The organism is Roseivivax sediminis (assembly GCF_900112685.1).
Taxonomy (GTDB): Bacteria; Pseudomonadota; Alphaproteobacteria; order Rhodobacterales; family Rhodobacteraceae; genus Roseivivax; species Roseivivax sediminis.
Genome location: NZ_FOMS01000002.1, coordinates 205,980 through 231,275, shown reverse-complemented (window position 1 = coordinate 231,275; position 25,296 = coordinate 205,980). Strand labels below are relative to the sequence as shown.

The following is a 25,296-nucleotide window of genomic DNA, read 5'->3' as shown; positions in this document are numbered from 1 at the left end:
CAACGGGAAGCCGCCAAACACCAGGTACAACAATGTGGCTCGCCAGAGCCGGTGACAGACATGGAGTGGACGGTTCTCAAGGGGTGCGAGACCGGCCACTCGCGCTGTCTCGACCAAACGCTTGCTCAAACTGTGTCGTTCCCGTGCAGACTGACGGAAACTGTTTGTACTCAATTGCTCAAAGAAGTCGACTTTCTGAACATGACCAGCCTGAGCGCGCGGCACATCCTTCTGCAACTCAAACTTGCCCCATTTGGGGTGCAGACTACGCCTCAGCGTTCGTAATGGAAATTAATTCCGGAGCACCAGGATGGAAGTTCTCAGCGACGGAAGCCCAAAAATTGAACCGCAGCGCTTCACCCAAGCCGGGCTGTCGGATGACTTCTGGTCGGTTTTTCTGGACATTGTTCGACTGTCCCTCGCGATCCAACATTGGTCTGGCGAGCGAAAAGCCATCGAGAAGGGTTACACGGGCTTCCACGACGCCTACGCACGCCGCCAAGCTCGTCGGTCCCAGCGCCGCGAAATAGAGGCGCGACGCGAGGCCGCCAAGAAGATCCGGTTGCTTGGAAGGGTCGCGACAACCAACGATGAGCGGGGCTTGTTTGCTTCCATCGCAGAACGGACAAAAGCCATCGTAACTCCAGATGCCTACATGCACGCGGACTACCGCCCAACGGCGATTTACTCCTTCGATGGGCAGGCGCTGAGCTTGGGATGACGCCCCGAGCCGCACTGGCGAACGGCGGCGCTTCGCTCACGCCAAGATTTCCCTCTACGCGTTTCCCCGCAGCGCTTACCGTGGTCTTGCAACGACTCACAGAGGCAAGATCATGTCCCGAAATACGCTCATCATCGCCGGCGTCGTGGTCGTCGTCATCGTGGTGCTCTTCGCAGTATTCAGCGGAAGCAGTGTGGACGCGCCAGCATCTGAGACCGAAGTTCCGGAAGCCGAAGCAACCGAATAAGGAAGGAGCGGCGAAAGGAGCCTCCTGCCGGTGCCTTTCCCCTACCCCTCGCACGACCGGACCGATGGCCGTCTCAGAGCTTCCGGCACGTAGTCCTGCTAGGCCACAATGGCGAAGCGTCAATCTGAAAAGAACGCCACTCACACGGGCGGCACAAGCTCGCTTAAATCTCCCCCGCGTCCATCCTGTCGAACGCCTCGATCAGCCGATCATACGCCTGCATCTTGCACAGGAGCGCTGCCGTCATGGCGCGCGCTTCCACCGGCGTTTCCGGTGTGTGCCCTTTGGCGGAGCGGATAAGCTCACGCGCATAATGCGCAAATTCCGCATCGGAGCGGATTGGCGGCAGATCAGCCACGTGCTTCGCGACGAGCGCCTTGCCCGCACCGTCGAACATGTAGGGGTTCGGCTCCGTCATCGCGCCACCTCCCGTTCTTCAGCCTGAGTTGCCAACCCGCCGGTGAAGTAGGGCGCCAGCCGGTTCACCTGGTCAGCCTTCAGTTCGATCCGCCCAGGGTCCGTGAGCAACAGTCGGAACAGCTCAGGGTCTTCCACGGCGTCGATCAGGAGTTGCTCGGCCTTGTCGTTCTGAAGATTGCCGAGAAGCTGCTTCACGCGACCGGAGGCCATCTGCGCCGTCTGGATGGACCCGCCAGCGCCTCCGCCCAGGTCCGCGCCCTGACGCGCTGCAATGACGCGGGCGGCGTACTCGATCAGCCGATTAGGCGAGCGATTGGATAGCGCGCCGATGTCGGGGGCGGACTTCCGGGCAGTCTCCAGCTTCCGAAGCTCCGACGCGATGGTATCCATCCGCCGTAGCTCGACCGGCTGGAACACCTGCCCCAATGCGGAGCGGCGCTCGGGCGATCCAAGGAACTCCTGCATCTTGACGCCGCTCAGCGTGTCACCGCCACTGCGCCGGATCAGGTAATCAGAAAAAGCGCCTTTAAGGCCGTCCAGAGCGCGCCCGCTGTCGTCCTTGCGGGCCGTGGCCGCAAGTCTACGCGCCTCCGCGCTCGGCCGCCGCGCCTTGAATACCTGATCAACCGCGTTCTCCGGTGCCGCGATTTCGAATGCCGCCGTGGAAGACCGCGACGGGTTGTCCATGTCTGCCCGGACGCGATTGCCTCGCGCCCCTACGGACACCGCCCGGCTCTGCGTCCGGAGCGCTTCGTCCAGAGTGTCCCTCAAGTATGGGTAACGGTCCAGCGTCTCGCGGTTGTCGCGCATGAAATTGCGGGCGCCGGTCTCGGTGAAGGCGCCATCGGACTTGAACGCGGCGCGGTCGAACCGGGACCGCATGTAATCCTCGATGCTGCCCTGCGTGGCGTCGGTGTCGGCGGCGCGGGTGATTTCCTCCGCGCCAAGCCGGCCCGTGGTGCCACCGCGCCCCACCGAACGCTCCAGGGTCAGCTCGGGATTGATCGTCTCGTCCCCGTCCAGCGTGCGCTTCAACAGCTTCCCGACCGTACCCTGATCGAATATCTCATGCTTAGCCGCGCTGTAGGCGCGCGCCTCGTTCAGCGCCTTTCCGACAGTACCGCCGCCCCCACGTGCGCCCAGGTCATCGAGGATGCTGTCTGCAACGCTGTTGGCGATACGGGCCATGTTGCGGTTCTGGTCGTTCCCGGCCATCGCGGAACGCGCCACCCGGCGAAGCTCGGAATAGAGCCCGTGCATTTCCGCAACCGTCTCGTACTCCCCGAAACCGCCGTTGCTGCCATCGCCGAGAAGGTCGCGCACCACGCGGGGAATATCGTTCTGCTGCGCCTTGGGGGTGCCTCCGATCAGCTCGTTTGCCACACGGCGGGCGTTGCCGGTCGAGACTTGCACGCCCTTCGGTACGGCGTCCCATAGCTGCCTTTCCTCAAGGTCCGCCTGTTGCTCGGCCAACCGGATCTGGTCGGCCACGCGGACGCTGTTCTCCGCTTCCGACCGCTGAGCCACGGGGCGCACCGCGTTGTTCGTCGCACGTCGGACAAAGCCATCGATCCGGTCACGGGCCTCCTGCCTGCGCTGTGCGAAGAAAGCTTGCGCGTCGCCCACGTCACCGCCCATGCCGCGCAGAGTGCCGGCGGCTGCATCGCTCGTCCCATCCATTCGCTGTGACAGCCGCTCGCGCAGCTCGGGCGATTGCCGGGCTGCTGTCTGCTCCAGCGCCAGCATGTTCGGGTCGCCGGTCATCTGTGCCGGGGTCAGGCCGATTTCCGAGCCGTTCGCAATCTCGCGGGCCAATTCTTCTCCACGGCCTGCGCCACCGGCGAGCCCCTGCACCCGCTGGCGGGCCACTTCTCGGGCACCGCTTTGCGTGTAAGGCATCGTCGCGGATTGCACTGCGCGACCGAGTTGGCGGGCACCGATGGCGGAAGGCGTCATGCGCGCCAGAGCGGGCACGGCACCGGCCCCCATGCCGGCTGCGATCCCCGCAGACTGTTGCGCCCATCCCGGCGCCCCTGCGGCCTCTGCGGCGTCCTCTCCGGTCTTCGCCGCACCGCCGGCCATCGTCTCGGCAAGCAGGCCTCCGGGCGTGTTCATGGCCCGTGCGGCGTCGTCTGCCACGCTTCCGAGCAATCCACCCGCACCGCTCAGTGCGCGAGCCGTAGCGCCTGCCGGGATAGCCGCGCCGGCCGCCTGCCCGGTACCACGCCCGAAGCTCTCCAGCAGCGTCTCAGGCGCTCCCTGAGCGCGGTTGGTGCCGATGGCATCCATACCCCGCTCAATGGCTGTCTGCGCTGAGCCTGTGCCCCCTGAGAAGGGGTTGAGGCTATGCGGCTGGTCGAAGGGGTTCACGAAGTCCACAAGCCCCCCGACACTTTCGGCAATGCCCTGGTTTAGGTTCGGCATGAAGCCCCGGCGTTCCGAGCTGCCCGCCTCGATGCGGAGCGATTGCGCGATTTCCTCGACCGTGCGCTCCTGATCCTCGGGACTGAGGTTCTTGAAGCTGTCGTCCACACGAACGCGGCGGCCCTCGATGTTCAGTGTCGTCATTTCGCTGCCCTTTGCCTCTGCTGCTTCTTCCCCTCGCCACTCGTTGCACCGGCGACCGGGGGGAGGTCGCCGACCCCTGCAACTCGTTGCACCGGAAGCAGGGGAAGACTGTTCGTTGCGCTTCCAGCTACTCGACCACGCTCCATTCGACGCCCGACCCGGTGCGCTTGCTCTCCCCACCCCCGAAGCGGCCCAGGTAGCTATCGACCTTGGAAATTGCCGCCTCTAGGCCGGTCTTGCGGGCCAGAAGCTCTTGCCGCTCGGCCGGGCTCATACGCCGGCCAAGCTGCTCTTGCGTGGTGTTCAACTCGTTCTCGAAGTTGCGCCGCAGCGCCCCCAGCTTCGATTGCGCTGACCCGGCACCTTGGAAGCTGCCGGCCTGCGGGGTCAGATCCTGAATGTTCTTCAAGAGCCACGCGGGCGGCTGACGCGGGTAGGAACTGGCAACGTCGTTGATCAGGCTTTCGCGCAGCACGTCGAAGTCGCTTTGCGTCTCGCGCACGCCTTCGAACGGGGCACCCATGCCAAGGAAGTCGGACGCGGCGTTGGCGCCGCTTTTCAACATCCCCTCAAGCCCGAATGCGTCCGAGGCATCCGCACCCGGATTGCCGGGAAAAGACAGACGCGGGCTCTCCGGCTGTCCCTGCTGCTGCGTCTGGGCTGGCTGGCCCGTGTCGTCTGGCATCTGCGGCCGGTAGCTCTGGCGCGTGGCGAGGTCCGTGACAATCACCGTGTCGTCCACCGGATCGCGGCTCACCTTCAAAGTCCCGTCCACGATCCCCACGGCCGTACGTTGATCCACGCCATATGCTTCCATGATCCGGCGAATGGACGCATCGGACGCGCTTTCGTCTCCGCCCTGGCCGCGATCAAGCCAGTCCTGTAGTGAACCGCTGAACCCCTGCTGCCGGGCGAGTTCGTATTCCCGCATATCGTCGGTCGGCTTAGGCCCTTCCTGCGACGTCATCGCCAGCTTCACGGCTTCGGAAGCGCTGAGACCTCCGGCGCTCACCGCCTGAGCCAACCGGCGCCCATAGTCGCCCTGTGCGTTCAGCCATTCGATAGTCTGGTTCTTGCGCTTGACCTCTTTCCGCTCGGCCTGCGCTTCTTTCCGACCCTCTTGGCGATCCTCGATACCGCCCGCCGCTGTTGCCATCAGCGCCTTGTTCGGGTTCAGCGTCATCCCTTCAAGCGCCAGGATCAGCCTGTCGCGCTTGTCTGGCGTGAACCAGTCGCCGAGAAGGCCGCCGAGTAGTGGCTCGCCCGCCGATTCTTCGGGAACAGCGAGAAGGCCCGCAGGGGGCCGCTGTGAAGCCGTAGCAACCATGGGGCCTCCTTGCGTCGATAGTAGCGTGTCGCCGCCGTCGGAGCCTGTGCGCGTCGTCTGTGGCGCTGTGGGGGCTGCGTTCGATCCGCCCCCGCCGCTGATGCTGCTCGCAATCGAGCGGATCTTGCTGCCGTACTGCGGGTCTGTCGCATAGCCGGATTCCGCCAGCGCGTTGATCTGCGCATCGAGGCCCTGCGCATTCAGCATCGGTCGATAACGCTTGTTCTGCTGAAGAAAGCGCCCGTAGTCGTCCGCGCTCTCGCCCATGGACCCGTACCCACGGAAGCTGTCGGAGATATTCACCCGCTTGCCGTCGATCACTTCCCACGTGTTGTAGGTGCCGCCGCCCTTCTGTCCGTGCGACTTGATGCCGAAGTAATTGTTGCCCGGCGCCGACTTCCCCCACCCGGTTTCAAGCGCCGACTGCGCAATGACGATGCGGGGGTCGATTCCGGTTGCCTGCGACACGCGCTGTGCGTGCGGCATCATGGCGGCGATGAAGTCTTCCCTGTTCATGCTGCCCTCCGTTCGCCGATCCGGCGGCCGTGTTTTGCCACATGCTCGAAGAGATCCCGGATATCGCCGACGTGACCGATTTCCGCTTCGGTGATCGCGGGCCATTGCTGTGCGATGGCGACAAATTCGACGTCACCTGTCACGCCCTGTTCGCGCGCCAGCCTCTCCAGTTCGGCGTCGCGCCTCTCCGGCTGCCAATGCGCCGGAGCAACGCCGAGCACGGTCACTTTGCCGCGCGGGCCCTCCAGTCGCTCGATCCTCTGTGCAAGCCTGCTCATTCTTCTACCCCGTTCGTGATGATCCGCTTTTCGACCCATTCGCCGGCCTCGTTCTTGCCGATGATGACCCGCTCGACCTTCGGCGCCTTGTCTGTCTCCGGTGCCTTGCGCTCCAGATCCTCGACGCGTTTGTCCAATCTGCTCATGTCCTGCTCTCCAATGCCGTGACCCGGCGTTCCAGTTCTTCGGTTTCCAGCGCGCGCCGGTAGCCCTCCACGAGGTGCATCACGCTCGTCGCCTCACTCGGGGTCAGTTCTCCCTCGGAGACCGCGCGCAGCACCGCCTGCGCAGCCTTGGTGGCGTCCTCGGCGGTGGTCATCTCGGGAAGGTCGAAGCTGACCGGTGCATCCTTCTTTGCGGGCGCGATACGCTCCAGGCAGAGACGCATCGCGGTCACGTCACCCTCCAGCGCCATCTCGACCGCCTTGCGGGTGATGCCCTCGGCTTCGCCTTCCAGCAGTTCCTCGACAGCGCGGGTGATGCGATGGCGCGCGCCACGGGGGCGGCCCGGATTGCCCTGGGCGAACGTGCCGTCAGGGTTGCGGGCGTCCGTAGTCGAACCGTTGTTGCGGGCGCTCATCAGACGCCCTCCGAGACTTGGCAGATTTGCCAACAATCACTATACACCCCTTCCCCTGCCCCTCCCCCCGGTATGGGCTGTGCAGTGAGGCTGTAGAGGCCGCTCTTGCGACGGCTCTTGTCGGGTGAGCGAACCTCGGCGAGAAAGCCCCGCTCCAGCAGGATATCTCGGGCGCTCTCGATGCGGCGTCTCGGCCACGGAGGCGAACCCGCGCTGCTCATGGCGGTTGGCGCAATCGCGAACGAGTTGCGGTTGCCGTGCCAGCGCTGAAACAGCAGGTAGAGCGCATAGGCTTCCGGGTGGTCGATCAGACCGTCCATGATCCTGTCTCCGTTGGTGAGTTGCGGTTTCTTGAGCCCGATGAAGTTCCGGCCCGCTGCCTCGTACTTCCATGCAGAGCGCGCGCACTGCTCGACCTCTCGCGCCGACAGGGGGGCAATGAGTGCGCCGTTCCAGGCAGCGGCAGCAGCACTCAGCGCCTCCACATCTTCGCAGTGGCGCGCTTCAGTCATGCACCAGCGCCAGAGGCTCACGTTGCGCGCACCGTTTGCCGCGCTCCCTGTGAGGCGCTGTGTGTCCGTCTGACGCTCGGTCGGGGGCATGGTCGGAAGATTGGCCACATCATCGAGGCCGCCGGTCACGAAGGCGTAGCAGGTGCCCAGATCCTCGCGCCTCGAAGGCGGGGCGATGGTGAAACCGTTCCCGAGGATGTCGATGGGCTCGTCCGGGAAGGGACGAATGTGACGCCCCTCGCCGTTGTGCCGGTACCAGAGCTTGGACTTGCCCGAAGCCGTTCGGATCTTGATGGGCGTTTCTCCGAACCGGTCCACCGCGACAGCAAGCCATGCCTCTCCTGCAGCATCGACATCGACTTCCACAACGCCGGACGGCTTGCCCATGAGCAGGCCGACGCCATCTGCTGCTGCGAGTTTCGGCGACCTGGCCCAAGCCCTCGACTTGACCGCACTGGCCTGCTGCCAGCCTTTCACAGCGGGACGCTTGGCCCGTGTGTCCACGGGGAACGCCGCGAGACCACGCTCGGCGAAATCCGCGACGTGCTGCGCGAAGACCCCCATCAAGATGCCCCCCGCTTGGAGGACACCGCGTGCAGGGCCTTGTTCAGGCCAACACACAGGTCAGGCAGTTCGCGCGGCTTGACGAAGCACCCCTGTCTCGTGGGGTGCATCTTGCCGTCCTCGCCACGGAACCAGACGCGCACATCGAGGCGGTCGCGGCCCCTGAATTTCTCCAGGGACACGCGCAATTCCTGATCCTTGCCGCGTCGGACGATGGCCAGCGTCGTCATTGCTGATGCCCTCCGCACTCGGGCGGCATCGCCAGTGTCTCGTTGAGAGCCCACAGGACATCCGGCAGCATCTCGGCCTTAAACGCGATGCCCTGCTTGCCCGGCTTCATCTCGCCGCCCGCGTCGTAGAAGACGCGGACGTTGATCATGTCGTGACCTTTGAAGTCGTTCCGCATGATGCGGATTTCCTCGCGGTCGTTCTTCTTGATCGTGGTGAACGAGGGCATCAGCTGTGCCCCCCATATGCGAGGCCAGCGATGACGCGGGCTGGCGTCTCGGAGGCGCCAGTCTGCCAGCGGATACGACGAACCTGCATGTCGAACGGGGAGATGCTGCGCGCGTTCATGCCGCCACCTCCGCGTTCTGCGTATCCACGCGGGTCACATTGCTGACGAGCCGGTAGATGCCGTAGGTCTTCCGACCGGTCTCCGGGTCGTTGCGGAACATCAACGTTTCGATGTCGACGCCAGCGCGCTTGAGGTGGTCAACGTGATCGCTGAGCCGGGCATAGCTGGCCGAGAACAGCGGCGAGCGGATCAAACCCTCCAGCACCCGCTGGCGGTTCTTGTGGCACCAAATCTCGCGCGACTGGCCATCGCTGTCTTCGATCAAGTATTTGCCCGGCGCGAGGCACTCGGGAAGGTCGGCCCAGCGGTAGATGCGCTTGGCATTCTTCGGGGGCTTTTCGTCGGTGAACTTCATTGCTCGATCCATTGTTCTTGCAGGATCGGGCGGACTTCACTAATCTCTCGGCATCCCTGCATAAGAAATTGCCCCTGCCGCCCGTAAAGGGTCGCGGGGGTTTCTTTATGCTGCTGCGGGCTCTCGGGTTTCGAACCACGCATTCAGGTCGGCCTCGCGCCACGCGACAGCGCGACGACCAATGCGGATGGGCTTGGGAAAATCGCCACGCGCCATCATCTCGTAGATGGACGAGCAGCTGAGACCAGTCATTTCTTCGACGTCGGGGCGGCGGAAAACACGGGCGGGCATTGGACGAACCTTTCAGCAAGCGTTTGGAACGTGCTGGAAAGGTATTGGCCTCGCTTGGCGCCATCACGGGGGGAAGGTACTGAGCTTTTTACCCCTCAGAAATAAGTCCCATCTCAATAAGTTGCGGCCATATCTCGGGCTTATACTTCTTCCACGCTTTCTCGACGGTGCCCGACTTGACACCCTCCTGCTCGGCCACATGGGCGCAAGCAGCCTCGACTGATAATGGCTCCTTGGACGCCCCTTCAGCGAGATATTTCACTATTGCAAGATTGGCGAGCCGGCGCGACTTGTCTCGTGTGCGCTGAATACTGGCAGCACGATGGCTTCCAGCGCCACGCCCCTCTACGCGGAACACTTCACCGAGCGTCGATTCATTTTCAGGATCACGGTATTTGATCCAACATTGCGCAATCTGGCGGAGAAGAGCGGCCGGAACTGAGACAGTGTCGGTTCCCCAAACCTCGCGAGGCCAAGCTTTCGCGATTTCATCCTCAGAATACCCTTCGGCAATACCGCCCATCAGGGCCGCAATGGCCTCGAAGGCGATGAAGCTCGTTGTGATCTCGCCCTGATTTCTGAGTGCTTCGTATTGACGGAGTCTAGCCGCCAACGCGGATATATCATCACGACCACCGGCCAATGCGTCTGCGTTTACTATCGGGGGACGTGGCTTGCTCATGCCGTCACTCCTTCCGCCTCATCCATCCAGGTCTGGATACTTGACAGCCGCCAAGCCACAGCGCGGCGGCCAATCCTGACCGGCTGGGGGAACAGCCCGCGAGGCATCAGCTCGTAAATCGTGGACCGACTTAATCCGGTCATTGCCTCGACTTCGGGGCGGCGCATCATTCTATCGGTCATCTCCAAGTCCTTGCTTTGAATGACCCACACCTATCGCACTCAAGTTTCGGCAACGTTTAACGGAAGCGCGAACTGAACCAACTTTCCGGAATTGCCGGTGACGTGCTGCGCCCACCGCTCCATCAGTGCTCGCCGTTGCTCAAGGAAGTCTGTTCGACGGTACGCCCGCTCCACCGCACTGCCGGTCGCGTGAGCGAGAACGGTTTCAGCGACATCCGGAGGCGCGTCAGTCGCCTCGGACAACCACGTCCGCAAGCTCGACCTGAAACCATGCGGTCGCTCGGGCATCTCTCGTCGTTCCATCAGCCGCGCCATGGTGGCGTCCGAGATGACGCCCTTCCGAACGCTGGGGAACAGGTAGCCATCACGTGCGCGCGGCCGCACCTGCTCGATCACCGACTGCGACTCCGAGGAGAGCGGTACCCGGAAGTCCTGTGTTGAGCCTTCGAGGCCTTTCATCAACTCGCCCGGGATGATCCAGGTTTCGCCGTCGATGTGGTCCTCGTGCAGGAAACGGAGCGGCTTCGAGCGCGTGCCGGTCAGGATCAACAACTTCAGCGCCAGATGCGTGATGGTCGGCTCGGCCAAGGAGGCGTAGAACGCTGGCACGTCGCGCCAGTCCATTGCCACGATGTTCGTCGGCTGATGCCTGCTCTTTCCAAGAAGCGCGCGCGCCTTGTCGGTTGACTGGAGATCCACGTCGAGCCCGAGCGCGGCCGCATGCTTGAACACGATGTTCAGCCGGTTCATCGCCTTTCGCGCCGTGTCGGCTTTCGTATGCCAAATTGGCGCCAGCGTTTCCTTGATGTCTTGCTGGTTCACGTCTTCGACCGGCACCTTGCCGAGCTTCGGAAGAACGTGAAGCTCAAGCGGTGAGAACCAGCGGCCGGCCTTGCCGTCTTTGCGGAGTTCAGCCTTGCGGGCCTCGAAGGCATCTTCGGCCACGGTGCGGAGCGTGTTGTCGGCCCTGGCCGCTTCCCGGCGCTGGCGCTCGCGTTCCTTGATCGGGTCTTTGCCTTCACGGACCAGAGCGCGGCACTTCTCTGCTGCGAGGCGCGCTTCCTTCAGCGAGACATCGGACAGCCGGCCAAGTCCCATCTCCCGGCGTCGTCCGTGGACCGTCACACGCATAAACCACTGCGCGCCGCCATCGTCTCGCTTGTGCAGCCAGAGGCCACCGCCATCGGAGTGCTTGCCCGGCGGCAGGCCGGGGATGCGGGAGTGCAGGAGCTTGTGCAGGGCGGGCATTCGGATCCACCTTCCAGTCCACCCCAATATCTAGCATACCTCGGAGCGGACCGGAACCGCCCGGAACAACTAAATGACTGGATTCATTCGTGGTCGGCACTCACCGGAACGACTCGGAATGTCTAGGTATTGATGTTCAATGCCTATCACCGGCACCAGAGTTTTACGGAAAATACCATCGACTTATCGGACAACGCCTGTAGGTGCCCTTTGGCCATTTCGGGAAATGTCGGGCTCCACCGAGCACCTTGAGTCGGGACGGCGTTTCAATCTTCGCGCTTCAAGCCAGCAACGGCGGCGCACGAGAAGGCTCTGTCTCAGCGGCCATGACCGCTCAGTACCCCTTCCAGGGCATGACCGGGTTGCCCCGGTAGCGCTCGTGTCGCGAATGGCGTTTCGTGTGGCCAGCGGACAGAAAACGGTCTGCCAGCGCCAACTGACAGACCGGAACTCGTTACGCCTGGGAAAGATACCATCTCGCGCGGAGGCGATGGTTCGGAGATCGGCTATTGGGGTGCTGCCGGTCCCTTGCATCATCTCGTAGCCGTGCACGGGACGATCCGTTCCCAAGTCCGCTTCACAATCGGCGGCGACCGTAAATTGCGGCGATCGCGGCACTAGTGCATGAGCTGCGTCACGACGAACACGAGCAGCGCGGCGCCGAGGAGCCCTTCAAAGACGTAGCCCCGGACCTGGGCACGTCGCTTCGCTTGCACTTCGCTCTCGATTTCATTGCGCGACATGGATGTCCCCTTTCTGTCGGCCCGACCTGGAACGTCGAGTTTTGCGGTCAGCAGGCAGAGCGCCAGTCGATCAGGGCGGCCTGTCTGCGTACCAGGAAGATACGCCTCCGAAGCCTCAACGCGAATTGGGTTTGGGGATATCATCTCTACCCGGAAGGATGGGTCGGTGACCGGATGGCCTGCTGCGCGTCGCGCCCGGCTAGCTCTCGGACGCACTGGACCGGGCCGCTGGCAGAGATGCGCCGCCTTGTCACGCTCGGGAATGTTCGGCCCCGCAGAGCGGACCGGTCAGTTCCGTCAGGGCACCGATCAGCTTCTCGTCGGAACCGAGGGCAGAATGATCTCTTACGAGGATCTCGCGGTTGCGGTGGTTGACGAGATCGAACAGTCCAAGCACAGACGGACCCGGTTCACCCCGGGATACTGACCCGAGCAGGGGTGCCGACGCGGCCGCCCTGGCAGCACATTCCACGAGGTTTGCCAACAGCGGCCGCCAAAACCTCTGTCGCGGAGTATCGACAATGACAACGACGACCACCCACGCCGAACCTGAACGCGAGGTGAAGCCTGCCGTCCTTCGTGGGCTGAAAGAGCGCTGCCCGAATTGCGCAGAGGGCAAGCTGTTCTCCGGCTACCTCAAGGTGCGGGATCGCTGCCCTGAATGCGGCGAAGAACTTCACCACCACCGGGCGGATGACGGACCGGCTTACGTCACGATCCTGATCGTGGGACACGTCATGGCCTTCATCCTGCACGCGACGTTCGGCTACCTCCGCGATGACCCGCTCATGCTCGCGCTTCTGCTCTGCACGATCGCGACAGTGCTCTCCCTGCTGATGCTGCCCAGAATAAAGGGAATGATCGTCGGCTACCAATGGGCCAAGGAGATGCATGGCTTTGGCAGACCACGCGGATAGCGGCAGAAAAACCCGGCGACTGAAGTCGGACCCGGCATATGGAAGACGCGGGCGCGGCCAACGGCGGAAACGTCAGGCTGTGGCGCGTCGGAGCGCAGTCGACGATTAGGCGACTGGCGACCATCGCGGGGTCACGGACAAGACTTGCAATTTCGACGGATAGATCGCGGGGCGCGCGGACATCTCCTACGAGCATTTCTCGGCAGACCTGAAGACCGATAGTTCATCCCTCTCCGTCGCGGTCAGACCTGCTGCCCCGCAATGTCGGACTGAACGCCTGGCCTGCGATAGTTCACACGACAGCCCGCGCCTTCACGCAAGCTATTGGGCAAATCGCGCAAGTTCATGGGTATCGCGCACGATTGTACGCGATCCTACACTCCCTCAGAAATCGAGGTTCTCCACCGATAGCGCGTTCTGCTGGATGAACTCGCGGCGCGGCTCCACCACGTCGCCCATCAGCTTGGTGAAGAGGTCGTCGGCCTCGGCCACGTCGTCGATCTCCACCCGAAGAAGCGTGCGGGCGTCGGGGTCGAGCGTCGTTTCCCAGAGCTGGTTCGGGTTCATCTCTCCAAGGCCCTTGTAGCGCTGGAGCTGGTTGCCCTTCACGCCCTCCTCGAGGATCGCGTCGAGCAGTGTCAGCGGGCCGTAGATGTGCTGTCGACGTTCCTTGCGCTGGAGGAAGGCGGGGGTTTCGTAAACCGCGCGGAGCGCCTCGGTGAAGCTGCCGGTCTTGCGGGCCTCGCCGGAGCGCAGCATGGTGCCGTCGAGCGTACGGACCTCTTCGACGCCCCGCAGGATGCGAGCCAGCCGGATGCCGCGGTCCTGGGTGATGCGTCCCTGCCAGCCCTTCTCGTATTCCAGCGCGATGAGGTCGAGCCGCTCGGCCACGCGATCCGCGACTCCTTGCAGGTCGCTGTCCACCGCGCCGGGGGTGAAGGCCCCGGCGATCGCCGCCTGTTCGAGGATGTGGCGCGGGTAATGCGTCGGGAAGGCGTCAAGCACGCGCTTGAGCTGCCGCGCCTCGTCGACCACGCGCACGAGATCCTGACCGGTGACTTCCTCGCCGTTGCCCTGGACGAGCAGCGCGCCCTCCACCCCCTGCTGGATGAGGTAATCGTCGAGCGCACCCTGGTCCTTGAGGTAGACTTCGGACTTGCCGCGCGCGACCTTGTAGAGCGGCGGCTGCGCTATGTAGAGGTATCCGTCCTCGATCAGCTGCGGCATCTGCCGGTAGAAGAACGTCAGCAACAGCGTGCGGATATGCGCGCCGTCCACATCGGCGTCCGTCATGATGACGATCTTGTGGTAGCGCAGCTTGGATATGTCGAACTCGTCGCGGCCGATGCCGGTGCCGAGCGCCATGACGAGGTTGCCAATCTCCTGCGAGCTCAGCATCCGGTCGAAGCGCGCGCGCTCGACGTTGAGGATCTTGCCCCGCAGCGGCAGCACCGCCTGGGTGCCCCGGTCGCGTCCGGTCTGGGCCGAACCGCCGGCGCTGTCGCCCTCCACCAGGAAGAGTTCGGTCTTCGACGGGTCCTTCTCGGAGCAGTCCTTGAGCTTGCCGGCAAGGTAGTTGACGTCCATCGCCGTCTTGCGGCGCGTGAGTTCGCGCGCCTTGCGCGCGGCCTCTCGTGCGAGCGCGGCCTCGACGATCTTGCTCACGATGGTCTTGGCCTCGTTCGGATTCTCTTCGAACCACTCGGCGAGCTTTTCGTTCATCATGCTCTCGACCGCCGGACGCACCTCGGACGACACCAGCTTGTCCTTGGTCTGGGACGAGAATTTCGGGTCCGGCACCTTGACCGACAACACGCAGGTCAGTCCCTCACGCGCGTCGTCGCCGGTAAAACTGACCTTCTCGCGCTTGGCGATGCCGCTGTCGGTGGCATAGCGGCCGATGGTCCGGGTCAGTGCGCCGCGGAAGCCGGCCATGTGCGTGCCGCCGTCGCGCTGGGGGATATTGTTGGTAAAGGGCAGCACCGTCTCGTGGTAGGTGTCGTTCCACCACATCGCGATCTCGACGCCGATACCGTCACGTTCGCCGGTCATGTAAATCGGCTCCGGCATCATCGACGTCTTGGAGCGGTCGAGGTACTTCACGAACTCCTTCACCCCGCCCTCGTAGAAAAGCTCGCTCGACAGGGGTTCGGCCGGGCGCTCGTCCTCCAGAAGGATACGCACCCCGGAATTGAGGAACGCCAGCTCGCGCAGGCGCTTTTCCAGCGTATGGAAATCGTAGTCGAGGTTCGAGAAGGTGCTCAGCGAGGCGAGGAACCGCACCTGAGTGCCCTGCTCGCCGTTCGCATCGCCGACCTCGCGCAGGTGTTCGACCGTCTCGCCACGCTCGAAGCGGGCTACATGTTCCTTGCCGTTGCGCCAGACGCGCAGCTCAAGCCAGTCGGACAGCGCGTTCACCACCGACACGCCGACGCCGTGCAGGCCCCCCGACACCTTGTAGGAGTTCTGGTCGAACTTCCCGCCGGCATGAAGCTGGGTCATGATGACCTCGGCCGCCGAGACGCCCTCTTCCTCGTGGATGTCGACGGGGATGCCGCGGCCGTTGTCGGTGACGGACACGCTGCTGTCGGCATGGATCTTCACGCGCACATGGGTGGCGTGGCCGGCCAGCGCCTCGTCGATACCGTTGTCGACGACCTCGTAGACCATGTGGTGCAGGCCAGAGCCGTCGTCGGTATCGCCGATATACATGCCCGGGCGTTTGCGAACCGCCTCCAAGCCCTTGAGAACCTTGATGGATCCGGCGCCGTATTCCTCGGCGCCCTGCACGTTGTCGGCCATTATTGTCCTTAACCTTCTGTTGGCGCGAGTATACGGATCGGGTGCGGGAATGTCACGCAACGGGCACAAGATTTTGTGTCCGCGCGATGGGCCCGACGCAGGTCAGGCCAAGGGGATGACGAGTCCCACGAGGATCAGCGCGATCCCGGCCCCGCGGTTCATGCGACGCACCGCCCGTGGCGAGGCGAGAAGTCTCCGCGCCCGGTCGACCGACACCGCGAGCACGAGATTGCCGACCAGCGGCATGATCGCCGAGAGCGTGACGATGGCGGTGATGTCGGCGCGCGTGAGCGCCCCCAGATCGAAGAAGCCCGGCAGCATTCCCATGTAGAACAGGATCGCCTTGGGATTGCCGAGGATCGCCGCCAGCCCGGCGACGAACCCCGCCGCAGCGCCCGGCCGGGTGAGCCGGCTGTCTGCACCGATCGTGTCGCCGGCCTTGCGCAGGATCATCACGCCCATGGCGATGAAGGTTGCGGCGGCGACCCAGCGCAGCACGGTCATCGCGCCGTCGTATTGCTCCACGATCCAGGCGACGCCGAGGATCGCGAGGAAAGGCCAGACGACGTCGCCCACCACGACCCCCAGCGCCAGCGGCCAGGCAGCGGCTAACCCGCCGGTCAGCGTGCGCGCGATCATCGCCACCCAGACGGGTCCGGGCGTGAGGAACAGGATAAGGAGCGCGCCGGCATAAAGCGCGAGGGCCGACACGGTCACTGTCATTGCGGCACCACCTTCGACACCCCCTCCTCCTCTGCCACCGCCACGCGCTGCGCGCGGTCGCCCAGATCCTCGAACAGTTCCGGCCCGGTGCCGGTCATCCACGCCTGTGCGCCAAGCGCGGCGATCTCGTCGTAGAGGCTCGCGCGGCGCCCAGCGTCGAGATGCGCCGCCACCTCGTCCAGTAGCAGGATCGGCGCCGCGCCGATCTCTTCGGCCAGAGCGCGCGCATTGGCGAGGATGAGAGAGATCAGCAGCGCCTTCTGCTCTCCGGTGGAACTGTCGGCGGCGGGCACGCCCTTGGCGGCGAATACACCGTATAGGTCGGCGCGGTGCGGCCCGACCAGCGTCCGCCCGGCAGCAAGGTCTCTCGCGCGCCCCTCTTCCAGCGCGACGCGCAGATCCTCCTCGGTGGCGGGCATCTCTCCCTCGGTCTGGGTCAGGGTCAGGCCGGCGGTGGGAAAGGCGGTTTCCGCCCCCGCCTGCGCGGCCTCTATCCGGACGAGCGTGGCCTGGCGGGAGACGTGGATGGCGGTGCCGGTGCGCGCCATCTGCGCCTCGAGGGCCCGATACCAGCCCGGGTCGCGCACCTGGTCCTTCAGCAGGCGGTTGCGGTCGCGCATCGCCTTTTCGTAGTCGAGCGACGCCTCGCCATGCGCCGGGAAGAAGGACAGCGCCATGCGGTCGAGAAAGCGGCGGCGCCCTTCGGCGCCTTCGATCCACAGCCGGTCCATCGCCGGCACCAGCCAGAGCACCCGCGCCAGCCGCCCCAACGCGACCTGCGCCGCGACCTTGTCGTCGATGCGCACCGCGCGGGGGGCCCCGCCCTCCGAGGTGAAGGCGACGTCGTGGCGCGTGCCGGGCGTGACGAGATCGCCGGTCACCTTCCAGCCGAGCGCCTCGGGCCGGCGGGCGATGTCCTGCGCGCTGGCGCGGCGCATCCCGCGGCCCGGAGAGAACAGCGACACCGCCTCAAGAAGGTTGGTCTTGCCCGCCCCGTTCGGCCCGTAAAGCGCCACCGGCCGCGCATCGAGGTCGAGCGCGACCCGCCTGTGAGAGCGGAAATGCGACAGGGTCAGGCGGGCGAGATAAAGCGACATTCTGCGCGACTTAACGCGCGGGGGCGGGCGGTTTGCAAGCGGAAGGGGGCGACTTAGGCTAACGCGCGGCCTCCGTCCTGCCCCGCAACAGCTGAGCGATGCGCCGATCCGCCCGAACAACACCGAAGGTGCCGGGCGCGCGCCGGACCGGCCCGGCGGTCTGGCGCGTTTTCACCCGCGTGCGACGTTCATATTGCGGAGGAGCCTGGCCCGGATAAAGCGCAGACCTCGGAGGTCGCATCGCCAGCCCCCGGTCCGGCGCGCGCCCGGCACCTTCTAGGGCCTTAGATCACACCCGCATCGGCATCACGACATAGACCGCCGAGGTGTCGTTCCCCTCGCGCATCAGCGTCGGATCGCCGGAGGAGTTGAACAGGAACACCGCGTTCTCGCGGTCCACCTGGCTGGCGATCTCCAGGAGGTACTTGGCGTTGAAACCGATCTCCAGCCGCTCGTCGCCATAGGCGACGGCCAGCTCTTCCTCCGCCGCGCCGCTGTCGGGGGCGTTGACCGACAGGATCAGCCGGTCCTCGTCGAGCTGCATCTTCACCGCGCGGCTGCGCTCCGAGCTGACCGTGGCGACCCGGTCCACCGCCTTGGCGAATTCACCGGCGTCGACCTCGAGCCGCTTGGTGTTGTTCTGCGGGATCACCCGCGAATAATCCGGGAAGGTCCCGTCGATGACCTTGGAGGTCAGCGTGATGTCGGGCGTCGCGAAGCGCACCTTGGTCTCGGAGACCGACACGGCGATGTCCATGTCGTCGTCCTCCAGGAGCTTGCGCATCTCGCCGACCGTCTTGCGCGGCACGATCACGCCCGGCATCTCCTCGGCCCCGCTCGGCACTTCGGAATCGATCCGCGCGAGGCGGTGGCCGTCGGTCGCCACGCAGCGCAGCGCGCGAGCGTCCTCGCCATCGGCGATGTGCATGTAGACGCCGTTGAGATAATAGCGCGTCTCTTCCGTCGAGATGGCGAATTTCGATTTGTCGAAGAGCCGCCGCAGGACGGACGCCTTGGCCGAGAAATTCGCGGCGTATTCCGACGACGCCATCACCGGGAAATCTTCCTTAGGCAGCGTCGCGAGCGAGAAGTTGGAGCGCCCCGCCTCGACCGTCATGCGGCCCGCGGCGCCGTCCTCGGTCAGGCTGACCAGCGCGCCGTCCGGCAGCTTGCGGACGATCTCGTGCAGAAGGACCGCCGACACTGTGGTCGCCCCGGCGCGTTCGACCTGCGCGACCGCCTTGTCGACGACCTCTATGTCGAGGTCGGTGGCGCGGAACTGCACGCCCTCCCCATCGGCCTCGATCAGCACGTTGGCGAGGATCGGGATAGTGTTGCGCCGCTCGACGACCGACTGCGCCTGGCTGACCGCCTTGAGCAGCGTCGCGCGCTCCATGCTGAATTTCATCGCCTCTCCCTCCGGAAGCGCCAGCCTTCGGGCGCCGGACGGCCATGGCCCGGCGCTGCGGCGCGTTTCCCGTTTTGTCCGACGGTTTCACAGGGGCGTCAAGGGCATGGGGCGGCAGCCGCGCCGCCCTGCCCGCAAGTGTGGTGACGTGGACTCGCCCCGCCGCCCCGTTGCTCAGGCTTCCAGCGCGCGGCGCAGAAGCTCGATGTCCTCGGCCAACTGGCCGTCCTCGCGCACCAGCTCCTCGATCCGTTTCACGCCGTGCATGACGGTGGTGTGATCGCGTCCGCCGAAACGGCGCCCGATCTCGGGCAGCGACCGCTGCGTGAGCTTCTTGGACAGGAACATCGCCACCTGCCGCGGCCGCGCGAAGGTGCGGGTGCGGCGCGGGCCGATCATGTCGGACAGGCGGATGTTGTAGTGCTCCGCCACCTTGCGCTGGATCTCCTCGACCGAGACCTTGCGCTCGTTCGCGCGCAGCACGTCGGTCAGGCATTCATGGGTGAGATCCATGTCCATCTTGCGCCCGATGAGCGAGGCAAAGGCGAACAGCCGGGTCAGAGCCCCTTCGAGCACCCGCACGTTCGATGAGATCCGGTGCGCGAGGAACTCCAGCACGCCGTCGGCGATCTCCACGTCCGGGTAATGCTGGCGCTGCTGCTCCACCTTGGTCTGCAGGATGCCGAGGCGCAGCTCGTAATCGGTCGGGTGCAGGTCGACCACGAGGCCAGATTGCAGGCGGCTGCGAATGCGGTTCTCGAGATCCTTGATCGCGTCCGGGGCGCGGTCGGCCGAGATCACGATCTGCTTGTTCTGGTCCACCAGCGCGTTGAACGTGTGGAAGAACTCCTCCTGCGTGGAATCCTTCCCCGAGATGAACTGCACGTCGTCCACCATCAGCACGTCGACCGAGCGGAAGATCGACTTGAAGTCCATCATGCGCCGATCGCGCAACGCCTGGACGAACCGGTACATGAACTGCTCGGCCGAGAGGTAGAGCACGTTGAGATGCGGGTTGCGGGTGCGCAGCTCCCACGCGATGGCGTGCATCAGGTGGGTCTTGCCGAGGCCGACACCGCCATGCAGGAACAGCGGATTGAACGTCACCTCCCCGCCATCTGCGACGCGGCGCGCGGCGGCATGGGCAAGCGCGTTGGGCTTGCCGACAACGAAGCTGTCGAAGGTGAATCGCTGGTCGAGCGCCCCGCTCGGCAGAAGGTCCGACGACGCCGGGGCCGATTGCGCCGCCGCGGCGGCCTTGGCCGGGGCCGCGGGCCGGCCGGACTCGTTCGCGCCGCGCATCTCTCCGGCGTCCTGCATCACGCGGAAGTTCAGACGGCGCACGTTGCCGTTTAGCGCGTTGATGTGGTGCAGCATCGCGTCGCCGAAGTTCTGCGACACGTAGTTGCCGACGAAGTGCGTCGGCGCGCCGAAGGTGGCCACGCCATCCTTCAGCCCGTCGAAATGCAGCGGTTCTATCCACGCCTTGTAGTTGTTCTCTCCGAGTGTGTCGCAGAGTGACTGACGCAAGGCGCCCCACTGTTCCTGTGTCATATCGTCCGAATCCGTGCCCAAGCTCTGCCCAATCTCCACGGCTGCCCCGTGGAATTTTGCGTCGCCGCACTGGACAACAGGTCGCATGGCCGCCCGCATTGCAGGCGACTTCCCCGGAACCTGGGGACGACCGGCCAAAATCCACCCTGACGGTTCAACCGAAATCGAACCGCTCAAGCCGGAAACACTGGCTCGTTACTTGTCTAATGGACAGTGGCACAGCAGCGTACCGTTCCGGGCCAGGCGCAACTCCAGCCGCGAAACCGCTCCCCCCTCTCGCCGCGCAACAGCGTGTCGGGCGTCCCGGTCTGTCCTCAGTGTGACTCGCGAGGATCAAACTACCAATGCCGGCGCCCGCTTCAACTTAAACTCAGCCTTGACTCAGATATTCCCTGAAATCGAATCCTTTGGGGTATGCAAATCAGTCACATACGCGAAAAGGCCCCGCAAATAGCGGAGCCTCATCAAATAAGTACCAGATGTAGATATTTATTGCGCGAGTGCTTTCACGCGGGACGAGAGTCGCGACATTTTACGCGCAGCGGTATTCTTGTGGAAAACGCCTTTCGTAACACCGCGCATCAACTCCGGTTGGGCCTCGCGCAGGGCGGCCTGAGCGGCGGCCTGATCGCCCGATGCGATGGCCTCTTCGACCTTGCGCAGATAGGTACGGATGCGCGACCGGCGCGCCTTGTTGACTGCGTAGCGCTTTTCGTTCTGACGCGCGCGTTTCTTGGCTTGGGGCGTATTTGCCATGCGATCGATCCTTGTCGTCACTATTCGTGTATCGTCGCGTAACGAGCCACGACTCCGGGCCGTCGGTCGACCGGATCGATTCTAGCCAGAGCGGGCTGCACGCGCATGTAAGCGGCGCGCATACATCACGCGCCGCGCGATGCCAAGCGGGAATCGCCGCTACTTGTCGCGGAACTGGGCCGAGCGTTTCTCGAGGAACGCGTTCATGCCCTCGGTCTGATCTTCGCTGGCGAACATCGAATGGAACAGCCGGCGTTCGAACAGCAGCCCCTCGGTGAGCGATGTCTCGAACGACCGGTTCACCGCTTCCTTGACCGCCATCGTCGTCAGCATCGACTTCTCGGCGATCTTCGCCGCCGCTCCGTTGGCCTCTTCCATCAGGCTCTTGGCGGGGACGACGCGGCTCACCAATCCGGCGCGCTCGGCTTCCGCGGCGTCCATGAAGCGGCCGGTCAGGTGCATGTCCATGCTCTTGGACTTGCCCACGGCGCGGGTCAGGCGCTGGGTGCCGCCGATGCCCGCGACGACGCCAAGGTTGATCTCGGGCTGGCCGAACTTGGCGTTGTCGGCGGCAATGACGAAGTCGCACATCATCGCCAGCTCGCACCCGCCACCCAGCGCGTAGCCGGCGACGGCCGCGATGACCGGCTTGCGGACGTTCAGGATCGCCGTCGCTTCATTGCCGAAATAATCAGCCAGGAAGACGTCGACGAAGGTCTTCTCGGACATCTCCTTGATGTCCGCCCCGGCGGCGAACGCCTTGGAGGAGCCGGTCAGAATGATGCAGCGCACCTTTTCGTTGGCGTTCGCCTCTTTCAGAGCCTTGGCGAGTTCGCCCAGAAGCTGGGAGTTGAGCGCGTTGAGCGCATCGGGGCGGTTCAGCTTGATGACGGCGACGTGGTCTTCTACTTCGACGATGATCGTCTCATAGGCCATGAAACACGGCTCCGATTGTGTCAGGTTGGAAACGCTTAACACCTCGGGGGCGCGGTTCAAGCTATCTTTGGCAGCGCGCGCAGTAGAAGCTCGACCGCCCCGATTGCACGATCCGGCGCACGATGCCGCCGCATCCATCGCGTTGGCAGGGCTGCCCTTCGCGGCCGTAGACGTCGAAACTGTGCTGGAAATAACCCAGCTCCCCGTCCGCCTGGCGGTAGTCGCGCAGGGACGATCCGCCGGCGGCGATGGCCTCGGTCAGCGTCTCGCGGATCGCCGGGACGAGCCGCGCGCGCCGCGCGTGAGAGATCCGCCCTGCGCGCCGTCCGGGATGGATGCGCGCCCGGAAAAGCGCTTCGCACACGTAGATGTTGCCCAATCCCGCGACGATCTTCTGATCGAGAAGCGCCGCCTTCACCGGCGTATTGCGCCCTTCGAAGGCGGCGACCAGGTGCGCCTCGTGAAAGCTGTTGCCCAACGGCTCCGGCCCCAGCGCGGAAAGCAGGGGGTGCGCCTCGCGCCCCTCGGTCGCCATCAGGTCCATCGCGCCGAAACGGCGGGGATCGTTGAACGTCACCCGCGCGCCCGAGGCCATGTCGAAGACGACGTGATCGTGCGTTTCGGGCGCGGGATGGTCGTGGACGAACAGGCCCAACGGATCGCCCGACACCAGAATCCGCCCCGACATCCCCAGATGCATGAGCAGCGTCTCCCCGGTGTCGAGCGCGGCCAGGAGGTATTTCGAGCGCCGCTCCAGCCGCTCCACGCGCGCGCCGGTCAGCCGTACTGCCATGTCCGCCGGAAACGGCCAGCGCAAATCGGGGCGGTTGACGCGGGCGTGCGCGATCTGCACGCCCTCCATCACCGGCACGAGGCCGCGACGCACTGTCTCGACTTCCGGCAATTCGGGCATCCGGCCTGGTCCTTCGCGTTGTACGGGCGGCGGCGCGCCCTATAAGGAGGGTGAGGCTGGGGATAGAACAAGAGCCATGAGCGAAGACACCAGAAAAACGACGCATTTCGGATTCGAGGACATCCCCGAATCCGACAAGGCAGGCCGCGTGCAGGGTGTCTTCACCTCTGTCGCGCAACGTTACGACCTGATGAACGATGCGATGAGCCTCGGAATTCACCGCCTCTGGAAGGACGCGATGATGGACTGGCTGGCGCCGCGGCGCGGCCAGCGGCTGCTCGACGTCGCGGGCGGCACCGGCGACATCTCCTTCCGGTTCCTGAAGCGCGCCGGCGCCGGGCACGCCACCGTGCTCGACCTGACCGCCCCGATGCTGGAGGCCGGCCGCGCCCGCGCGGAGGCCGAGGCGATGTCGGATCAGCTCGACTGGGTGGTGGGCGATGCGATGGCCCTGCCCTTTCCGGACAGCAGCTTCGACGTCTACACGATCAGCTTCGGCATCCGGAACGTCACCCGGCCCGAGGACGCTCTGGCCGAAGCCTATCGCGTGCTGCGCCCCGGCGGGCGGCTGATGGTGCTCGAATTCAGCCAGGTCCCGGTGCCGGCACTGGCCTGGGCCTACGACCGCTATTCCTTCAACCTGATTCCCGCGATGGGCCAGGTGCTGGCGGGCGACCGCGACAGCTACCAGTATCTCGTCGAATCGATCCGCCGTTTCCCCGATCAGGACACGTTCCTGGCCATGGTGGAGGCCGCCGGCTTTGAACAGGCGCGCTACCGCAACCTCTCCTTGGGCATCGCCTGCCTGCATTCCGGCTGGAAGATCTGAGTTTTGCGGGGTCCCCACAACATCTGGCGGCTGGTCCGCACGGGCGCCACGCTGGAGCGCACGGGCGCGATGCGCGTCGTGCTGGACGCGTTCGATGCGCCGCGGCCCTTGCGCCTGGCGGCGCGTGTGCTCGGCTGGCCGTTCAAGCGGCTCGGCGACGAGGGCGACGTGGCAATGCCGCCGGTCACGCGCGCGCTCACCGCGCTCGGGCCGGCCTACATCAAGTTCGGGCAGATCCTGTCGACGCGCCCCGACGTGGTCGGCGACGATCTGGCGGCACAGATGCGAGTGCTGCAGGACAAGCTGCCGCCCTTCTCGATCGAAGAGGCCAAGTCCTCCATCGCCTACGAGCTCGGCGAGCCCGCCGACACCCTGTTCTCGGAATTCAGCGCGCCCGTCGCGGCCGCCTCCATCGCGCAGGTGCACCGCGCGGTGGTCGCCGAGACCGGAGAGACCGTGGCGGTCAAGGTCCTGCGCCCGGGCATCGAACGCGCCTTCCGCAAGGATATCGACGCTTTCTACCTCGCCGCCCGCTGCGTGGAGATGCTCTCCCCCTCTTCCCGGCGGCTGCGGCCGATGGACGTGATCCGCCATTTCGAAGGCGTGGTGATGGGCGAGCTGGACCTGCGGCTGGAGGCTGCCTCCGCCTCGCAATATGCTTCCAATACACGAGAGGATTCGGGGTTCCAGGTGCCGCGCGTGCACTGGTTTCTGTCGGGGCGGCGGATGATGACGCTGGGCTGGGCCGATGGCGTCTCTATGGGCGACAACGCCGCGCTCGATGCGGCGGGGCATGACCGGACGGAACTGTCCGAGCGGGTGCTGCAGCTCTTTCTGCAGCACGCCCTGCGCGACGGCTTCTTCCACGCCGACATGCACCAGGGCAATCTCAAGGTCGCGCCGAACGGCGACATCATCGCCATCGACTTCGGCATCATGGGCCATATCGACGAATATACCCGCCGGGTTTACGCGGAGATCCTCTACGGGTTCATCCGCCGCGATTACCAGCGCGTGGCAGAGGTGCATTTCGAGGCCGGCTACGTGCCCGCCGACCGCGACAAGGACGAATTCGCGCGCGCCCTGCGCGCCGTGGGCGAGCCGATCTTCGGAATGGACGCCACGCGAATCTCCATGGCGCGGCTTCTCGCCTACCTCTTCGAGGTGACCGAGCGATTTGGCATGGAGACGCGCACCGAACTCATCCTGCTCCAGCGCACGATGGTGGTCGTGGAAGGCGTTGCGCGCTCCCTCAATCCGCACATGAACATATGGCATGTCGCCCAGCCGGTGGTGGAGGATTACATCAAGCGCTCCATCGGGCCGCGGGCCGTGGTGCACGACCTCCGCGAGACGGTGAAGGTGCTGTCGCGCTTCGGTCCGCGCCTGCCGGGCCTGGTCGAGGAGATGCTGATCTTCCAGTCCCAAATGGGCGAGAGGCAGCCGCGACGGGTCTGGCCCGTCGCTGCGCTCTGGGGGGCCATTGGCGCCGCAGCCGGCGCGGCGCTTGTCGGCCTCGCGATCGGGGTCGGCTGAGTCGGCAGACCGCG

General features: G+C 64.9%; 29 protein-coding genes. 6 read left to right on the top strand and 23 right to left on the bottom strand.

Going from position 1 to position 25,296, the window contains the following annotated elements:
* Nucleotides 1-310 precede the first annotated feature (310 nt).
* Both F3H57_RS04215 and F3H57_RS22760 read left to right on the top strand, forming a co-directional pair.
* Nucleotides 311-721: a hypothetical protein gene (locus F3H57_RS04215; RefSeq protein WP_149754633.1), complete on the top strand. Its 411-nt coding sequence runs from the start codon at nt 311-313 to the stop codon at nt 719-721.
* Between the two features lie 112 nt (nt 722-833).
* A complete protein-coding gene (locus tag F3H57_RS22760) occupies nt 834-968 on the top strand; it encodes a hypothetical protein (protein WP_262504490.1) in 135 nt (44 codons plus the stop codon).
* A gap of 163 nt (nt 969-1,131) precedes the next feature.
* Here the strand turns inward: F3H57_RS22760 and F3H57_RS04210 are convergent, their stop codons facing one another.
* The 15 genes from F3H57_RS04210 to F3H57_RS22755 form a co-directional block, all read right to left on the bottom strand.
* Nucleotides 1,132-1,386 carry a hypothetical protein gene (locus F3H57_RS04210; RefSeq protein ID WP_149754632.1) on the bottom strand — a complete coding sequence of 85 codons (255 nt, stop codon included), beginning with the start codon at nt 1,384-1,386 and terminating at the stop codon, nt 1,132-1,134.
* Nucleotides 1,383-3,956 carry a hypothetical protein gene (locus F3H57_RS04205; RefSeq protein WP_149754631.1) on the bottom strand — a complete coding sequence of 858 codons (2,574 nt, stop codon included), beginning with the start codon at nt 3,954-3,956 and terminating at the stop codon, nt 1,383-1,385. The genes F3H57_RS04210 and F3H57_RS04205 overlap by 4 nt, the downstream gene beginning before the upstream one ends.
* Nucleotides 3,957-4,083: 127 nt before the next feature.
* Nucleotides 4,084-5,799 (bottom strand): glycoside hydrolase family 73 protein, encoded by a 1,716-nt coding sequence (locus F3H57_RS04200; protein ID WP_188129593.1) that lies wholly within the window; start codon nt 5,797-5,799, stop codon nt 4,084-4,086.
* Nucleotides 5,796-6,077: a hypothetical protein gene (locus F3H57_RS04195; protein WP_149754629.1), complete on the bottom strand. Its 282-nt coding sequence runs from the start codon at nt 6,075-6,077 to the stop codon at nt 5,796-5,798. The genes F3H57_RS04200 and F3H57_RS04195 overlap by 4 nt, the downstream gene beginning before the upstream one ends.
* Complete coding sequence (locus F3H57_RS22080) at nt 6,074-6,223, bottom strand: hypothetical protein (RefSeq protein WP_188129592.1); 150 nt, start codon at nt 6,221-6,223, stop codon at nt 6,074-6,076. The genes F3H57_RS04195 and F3H57_RS22080 overlap by 4 nt, the downstream gene beginning before the upstream one ends.
* The gene (locus F3H57_RS04190; protein ID WP_149754628.1) at nt 6,220-6,657 is read right to left on the bottom strand and encodes a DUF5681 domain-containing protein; all 438 of its coding nucleotides are present in this window, start codon (nt 6,655-6,657) and stop codon (nt 6,220-6,222) included. The genes F3H57_RS22080 and F3H57_RS04190 overlap by 4 nt, the downstream gene beginning before the upstream one ends.
* The gene (locus tag F3H57_RS04185) at nt 6,657-7,733 is read right to left on the bottom strand and encodes a bifunctional DNA primase/polymerase (RefSeq protein ID WP_223162974.1); all 1,077 of its coding nucleotides are present in this window, start codon (nt 7,731-7,733) and stop codon (nt 6,657-6,659) included. The genes F3H57_RS04190 and F3H57_RS04185 overlap by 1 nt, the downstream gene beginning before the upstream one ends.
* Nucleotides 7,733-7,963: a PC4/YdbC family ssDNA-binding protein gene (locus F3H57_RS04180; protein WP_149754626.1), complete on the bottom strand. Its 231-nt coding sequence runs from the start codon at nt 7,961-7,963 to the stop codon at nt 7,733-7,735. The genes F3H57_RS04185 and F3H57_RS04180 overlap by 1 nt, the downstream gene beginning before the upstream one ends.
* Nucleotides 7,960-8,190 carry a transcriptional coactivator p15/PC4 family protein gene (locus F3H57_RS04175; protein ID WP_149754625.1) on the bottom strand — a complete coding sequence of 77 codons (231 nt, stop codon included), beginning with the start codon at nt 8,188-8,190 and terminating at the stop codon, nt 7,960-7,962. Before F3H57_RS04175 ends, F3H57_RS04180 begins: the two co-directional genes overlap by 4 nt.
* A 115-nt stretch (nt 8,191-8,305) precedes the next feature.
* Nucleotides 8,306-8,665: a hypothetical protein gene (locus F3H57_RS04170; RefSeq protein WP_149754624.1), complete on the bottom strand. Its 360-nt coding sequence runs from the start codon at nt 8,663-8,665 to the stop codon at nt 8,306-8,308.
* A gap of 105 nt (nt 8,666-8,770) precedes the next feature.
* The gene (locus F3H57_RS04165) at nt 8,771-8,956 is read right to left on the bottom strand and encodes a helix-turn-helix transcriptional regulator (protein ID WP_149754623.1); all 186 of its coding nucleotides are present in this window, start codon (nt 8,954-8,956) and stop codon (nt 8,771-8,773) included.
* A gap of 88 nt (nt 8,957-9,044) precedes the next feature.
* Nucleotides 9,045-9,638 (bottom strand): hypothetical protein, encoded by a 594-nt coding sequence (locus tag F3H57_RS04160; RefSeq protein WP_149754622.1) that lies wholly within the window; start codon nt 9,636-9,638, stop codon nt 9,045-9,047.
* Entirely contained in the window at nt 9,635-9,805 is a 171-nt protein-coding gene (locus F3H57_RS04155) for a helix-turn-helix transcriptional regulator (protein ID WP_316632705.1), read from the bottom strand. The genes F3H57_RS04160 and F3H57_RS04155 overlap by 4 nt, the downstream gene beginning before the upstream one ends.
* Nucleotides 9,806-9,859: 54 nt before the next feature.
* Nucleotides 9,860-11,068, bottom strand: coding sequence for a tyrosine-type recombinase/integrase (locus tag F3H57_RS04150; RefSeq protein ID WP_149754620.1), 1,209 nt, complete (start codon nt 11,066-11,068; stop codon nt 9,860-9,862).
* A 617-nt stretch (nt 11,069-11,685) separates the two neighbouring features.
* Complete coding sequence (locus F3H57_RS22755) at nt 11,686-11,811, bottom strand: hypothetical protein (RefSeq protein WP_262504489.1); 126 nt, start codon at nt 11,809-11,811, stop codon at nt 11,686-11,688.
* 247 nt (nt 11,812-12,058) lie between these two features.
* On the opposite strand from F3H57_RS22755, the gene F3H57_RS04145 reads away from it, so the two are divergent.
* Both F3H57_RS04145 and F3H57_RS04140 read left to right on the top strand, forming a co-directional pair.
* Nucleotides 12,059-12,238, top strand: a complete 180-nt coding sequence (locus tag F3H57_RS04145; RefSeq protein WP_149754619.1) for an NAD(P)-dependent oxidoreductase — start codon at nt 12,059-12,061, stop codon at nt 12,236-12,238.
* A gap of 94 nt (nt 12,239-12,332) precedes the next feature.
* Nucleotides 12,333-12,728: a DUF983 domain-containing protein gene (locus tag F3H57_RS04140; protein WP_149754618.1), complete on the top strand. Its 396-nt coding sequence runs from the start codon at nt 12,333-12,335 to the stop codon at nt 12,726-12,728.
* A gap of 384 nt (nt 12,729-13,112) precedes the next feature.
* On the opposite strand, the gene gyrB is transcribed toward F3H57_RS04140, so the two are convergent.
* From gyrB to mutM, 8 genes are all read right to left on the bottom strand, one after another.
* The gene (gene gyrB / locus F3H57_RS04135; protein ID WP_149754617.1) at nt 13,113-15,530 is read right to left on the bottom strand and encodes a DNA topoisomerase (ATP-hydrolyzing) subunit B; all 2,418 of its coding nucleotides are present in this window, start codon (nt 15,528-15,530) and stop codon (nt 13,113-13,115) included.
* 102 nt (nt 15,531-15,632) lie between these two features.
* Nucleotides 15,633-16,253, bottom strand: coding sequence for a LysE family translocator (locus tag F3H57_RS04130; protein WP_149754616.1), 621 nt, complete (start codon nt 16,251-16,253; stop codon nt 15,633-15,635).
* Nucleotides 16,250-17,350: a DNA replication/repair protein RecF gene (gene recF, locus F3H57_RS04125; RefSeq protein ID WP_149754615.1), complete on the bottom strand. Its 1,101-nt coding sequence runs from the start codon at nt 17,348-17,350 to the stop codon at nt 16,250-16,252. Before recF ends, F3H57_RS04130 begins: the two co-directional genes overlap by 4 nt.
* A 289-nt stretch (nt 17,351-17,639) precedes the next feature.
* A complete protein-coding gene (dnaN, locus tag F3H57_RS04120; protein ID WP_149754614.1) occupies nt 17,640-18,758 on the bottom strand; it encodes a DNA polymerase III subunit beta in 1,119 nt (372 codons plus the stop codon).
* 174 nt (nt 18,759-18,932) lie between these two features.
* The gene (gene dnaA, locus F3H57_RS04115) at nt 18,933-20,312 is read right to left on the bottom strand and encodes a chromosomal replication initiator protein DnaA (protein ID WP_223162943.1); all 1,380 of its coding nucleotides are present in this window, start codon (nt 20,310-20,312) and stop codon (nt 18,933-18,935) included.
* Between the two features lie 489 nt (nt 20,313-20,801).
* Nucleotides 20,802-21,068, bottom strand: coding sequence for a 30S ribosomal protein S20 (gene rpsT, locus F3H57_RS04110; RefSeq protein WP_149754612.1), 267 nt, complete (start codon nt 21,066-21,068; stop codon nt 20,802-20,804).
* A gap of 159 nt (nt 21,069-21,227) precedes the next feature.
* A complete protein-coding gene (locus F3H57_RS04105) occupies nt 21,228-22,004 on the bottom strand; it encodes an enoyl-CoA hydratase (protein ID WP_149754611.1) in 777 nt (258 codons plus the stop codon).
* A 61-nt stretch (nt 22,005-22,065) separates the two neighbouring features.
* On the bottom strand, nt 22,066-22,917 hold the full coding sequence (gene mutM / locus F3H57_RS04100; RefSeq protein ID WP_149754610.1) for a bifunctional DNA-formamidopyrimidine glycosylase/DNA-(apurinic or apyrimidinic site) lyase: 852 nt from the start codon (nt 22,915-22,917) through the stop codon (nt 22,066-22,068).
* 76 nt (nt 22,918-22,993) lie between these two features.
* Between mutM and ubiE the strand changes: the two genes are divergently transcribed.
* Entirely contained in the window at nt 22,994-23,746 is a 753-nt protein-coding gene (ubiE, locus tag F3H57_RS04095) for a bifunctional demethylmenaquinone methyltransferase/2-methoxy-6-polyprenyl-1,4-benzoquinol methylase UbiE (protein WP_149754609.1), read from the top strand.
* 3 nt (nt 23,747-23,749) lie between these two features.
* Entirely contained in the window at nt 23,750-25,282 is a 1,533-nt protein-coding gene (gene ubiB / locus F3H57_RS04090) for a 2-polyprenylphenol 6-hydroxylase (protein WP_149754608.1), read from the top strand.
* The last annotated feature ends 14 nt before the right edge of the window (nt 25,283-25,296 follow it).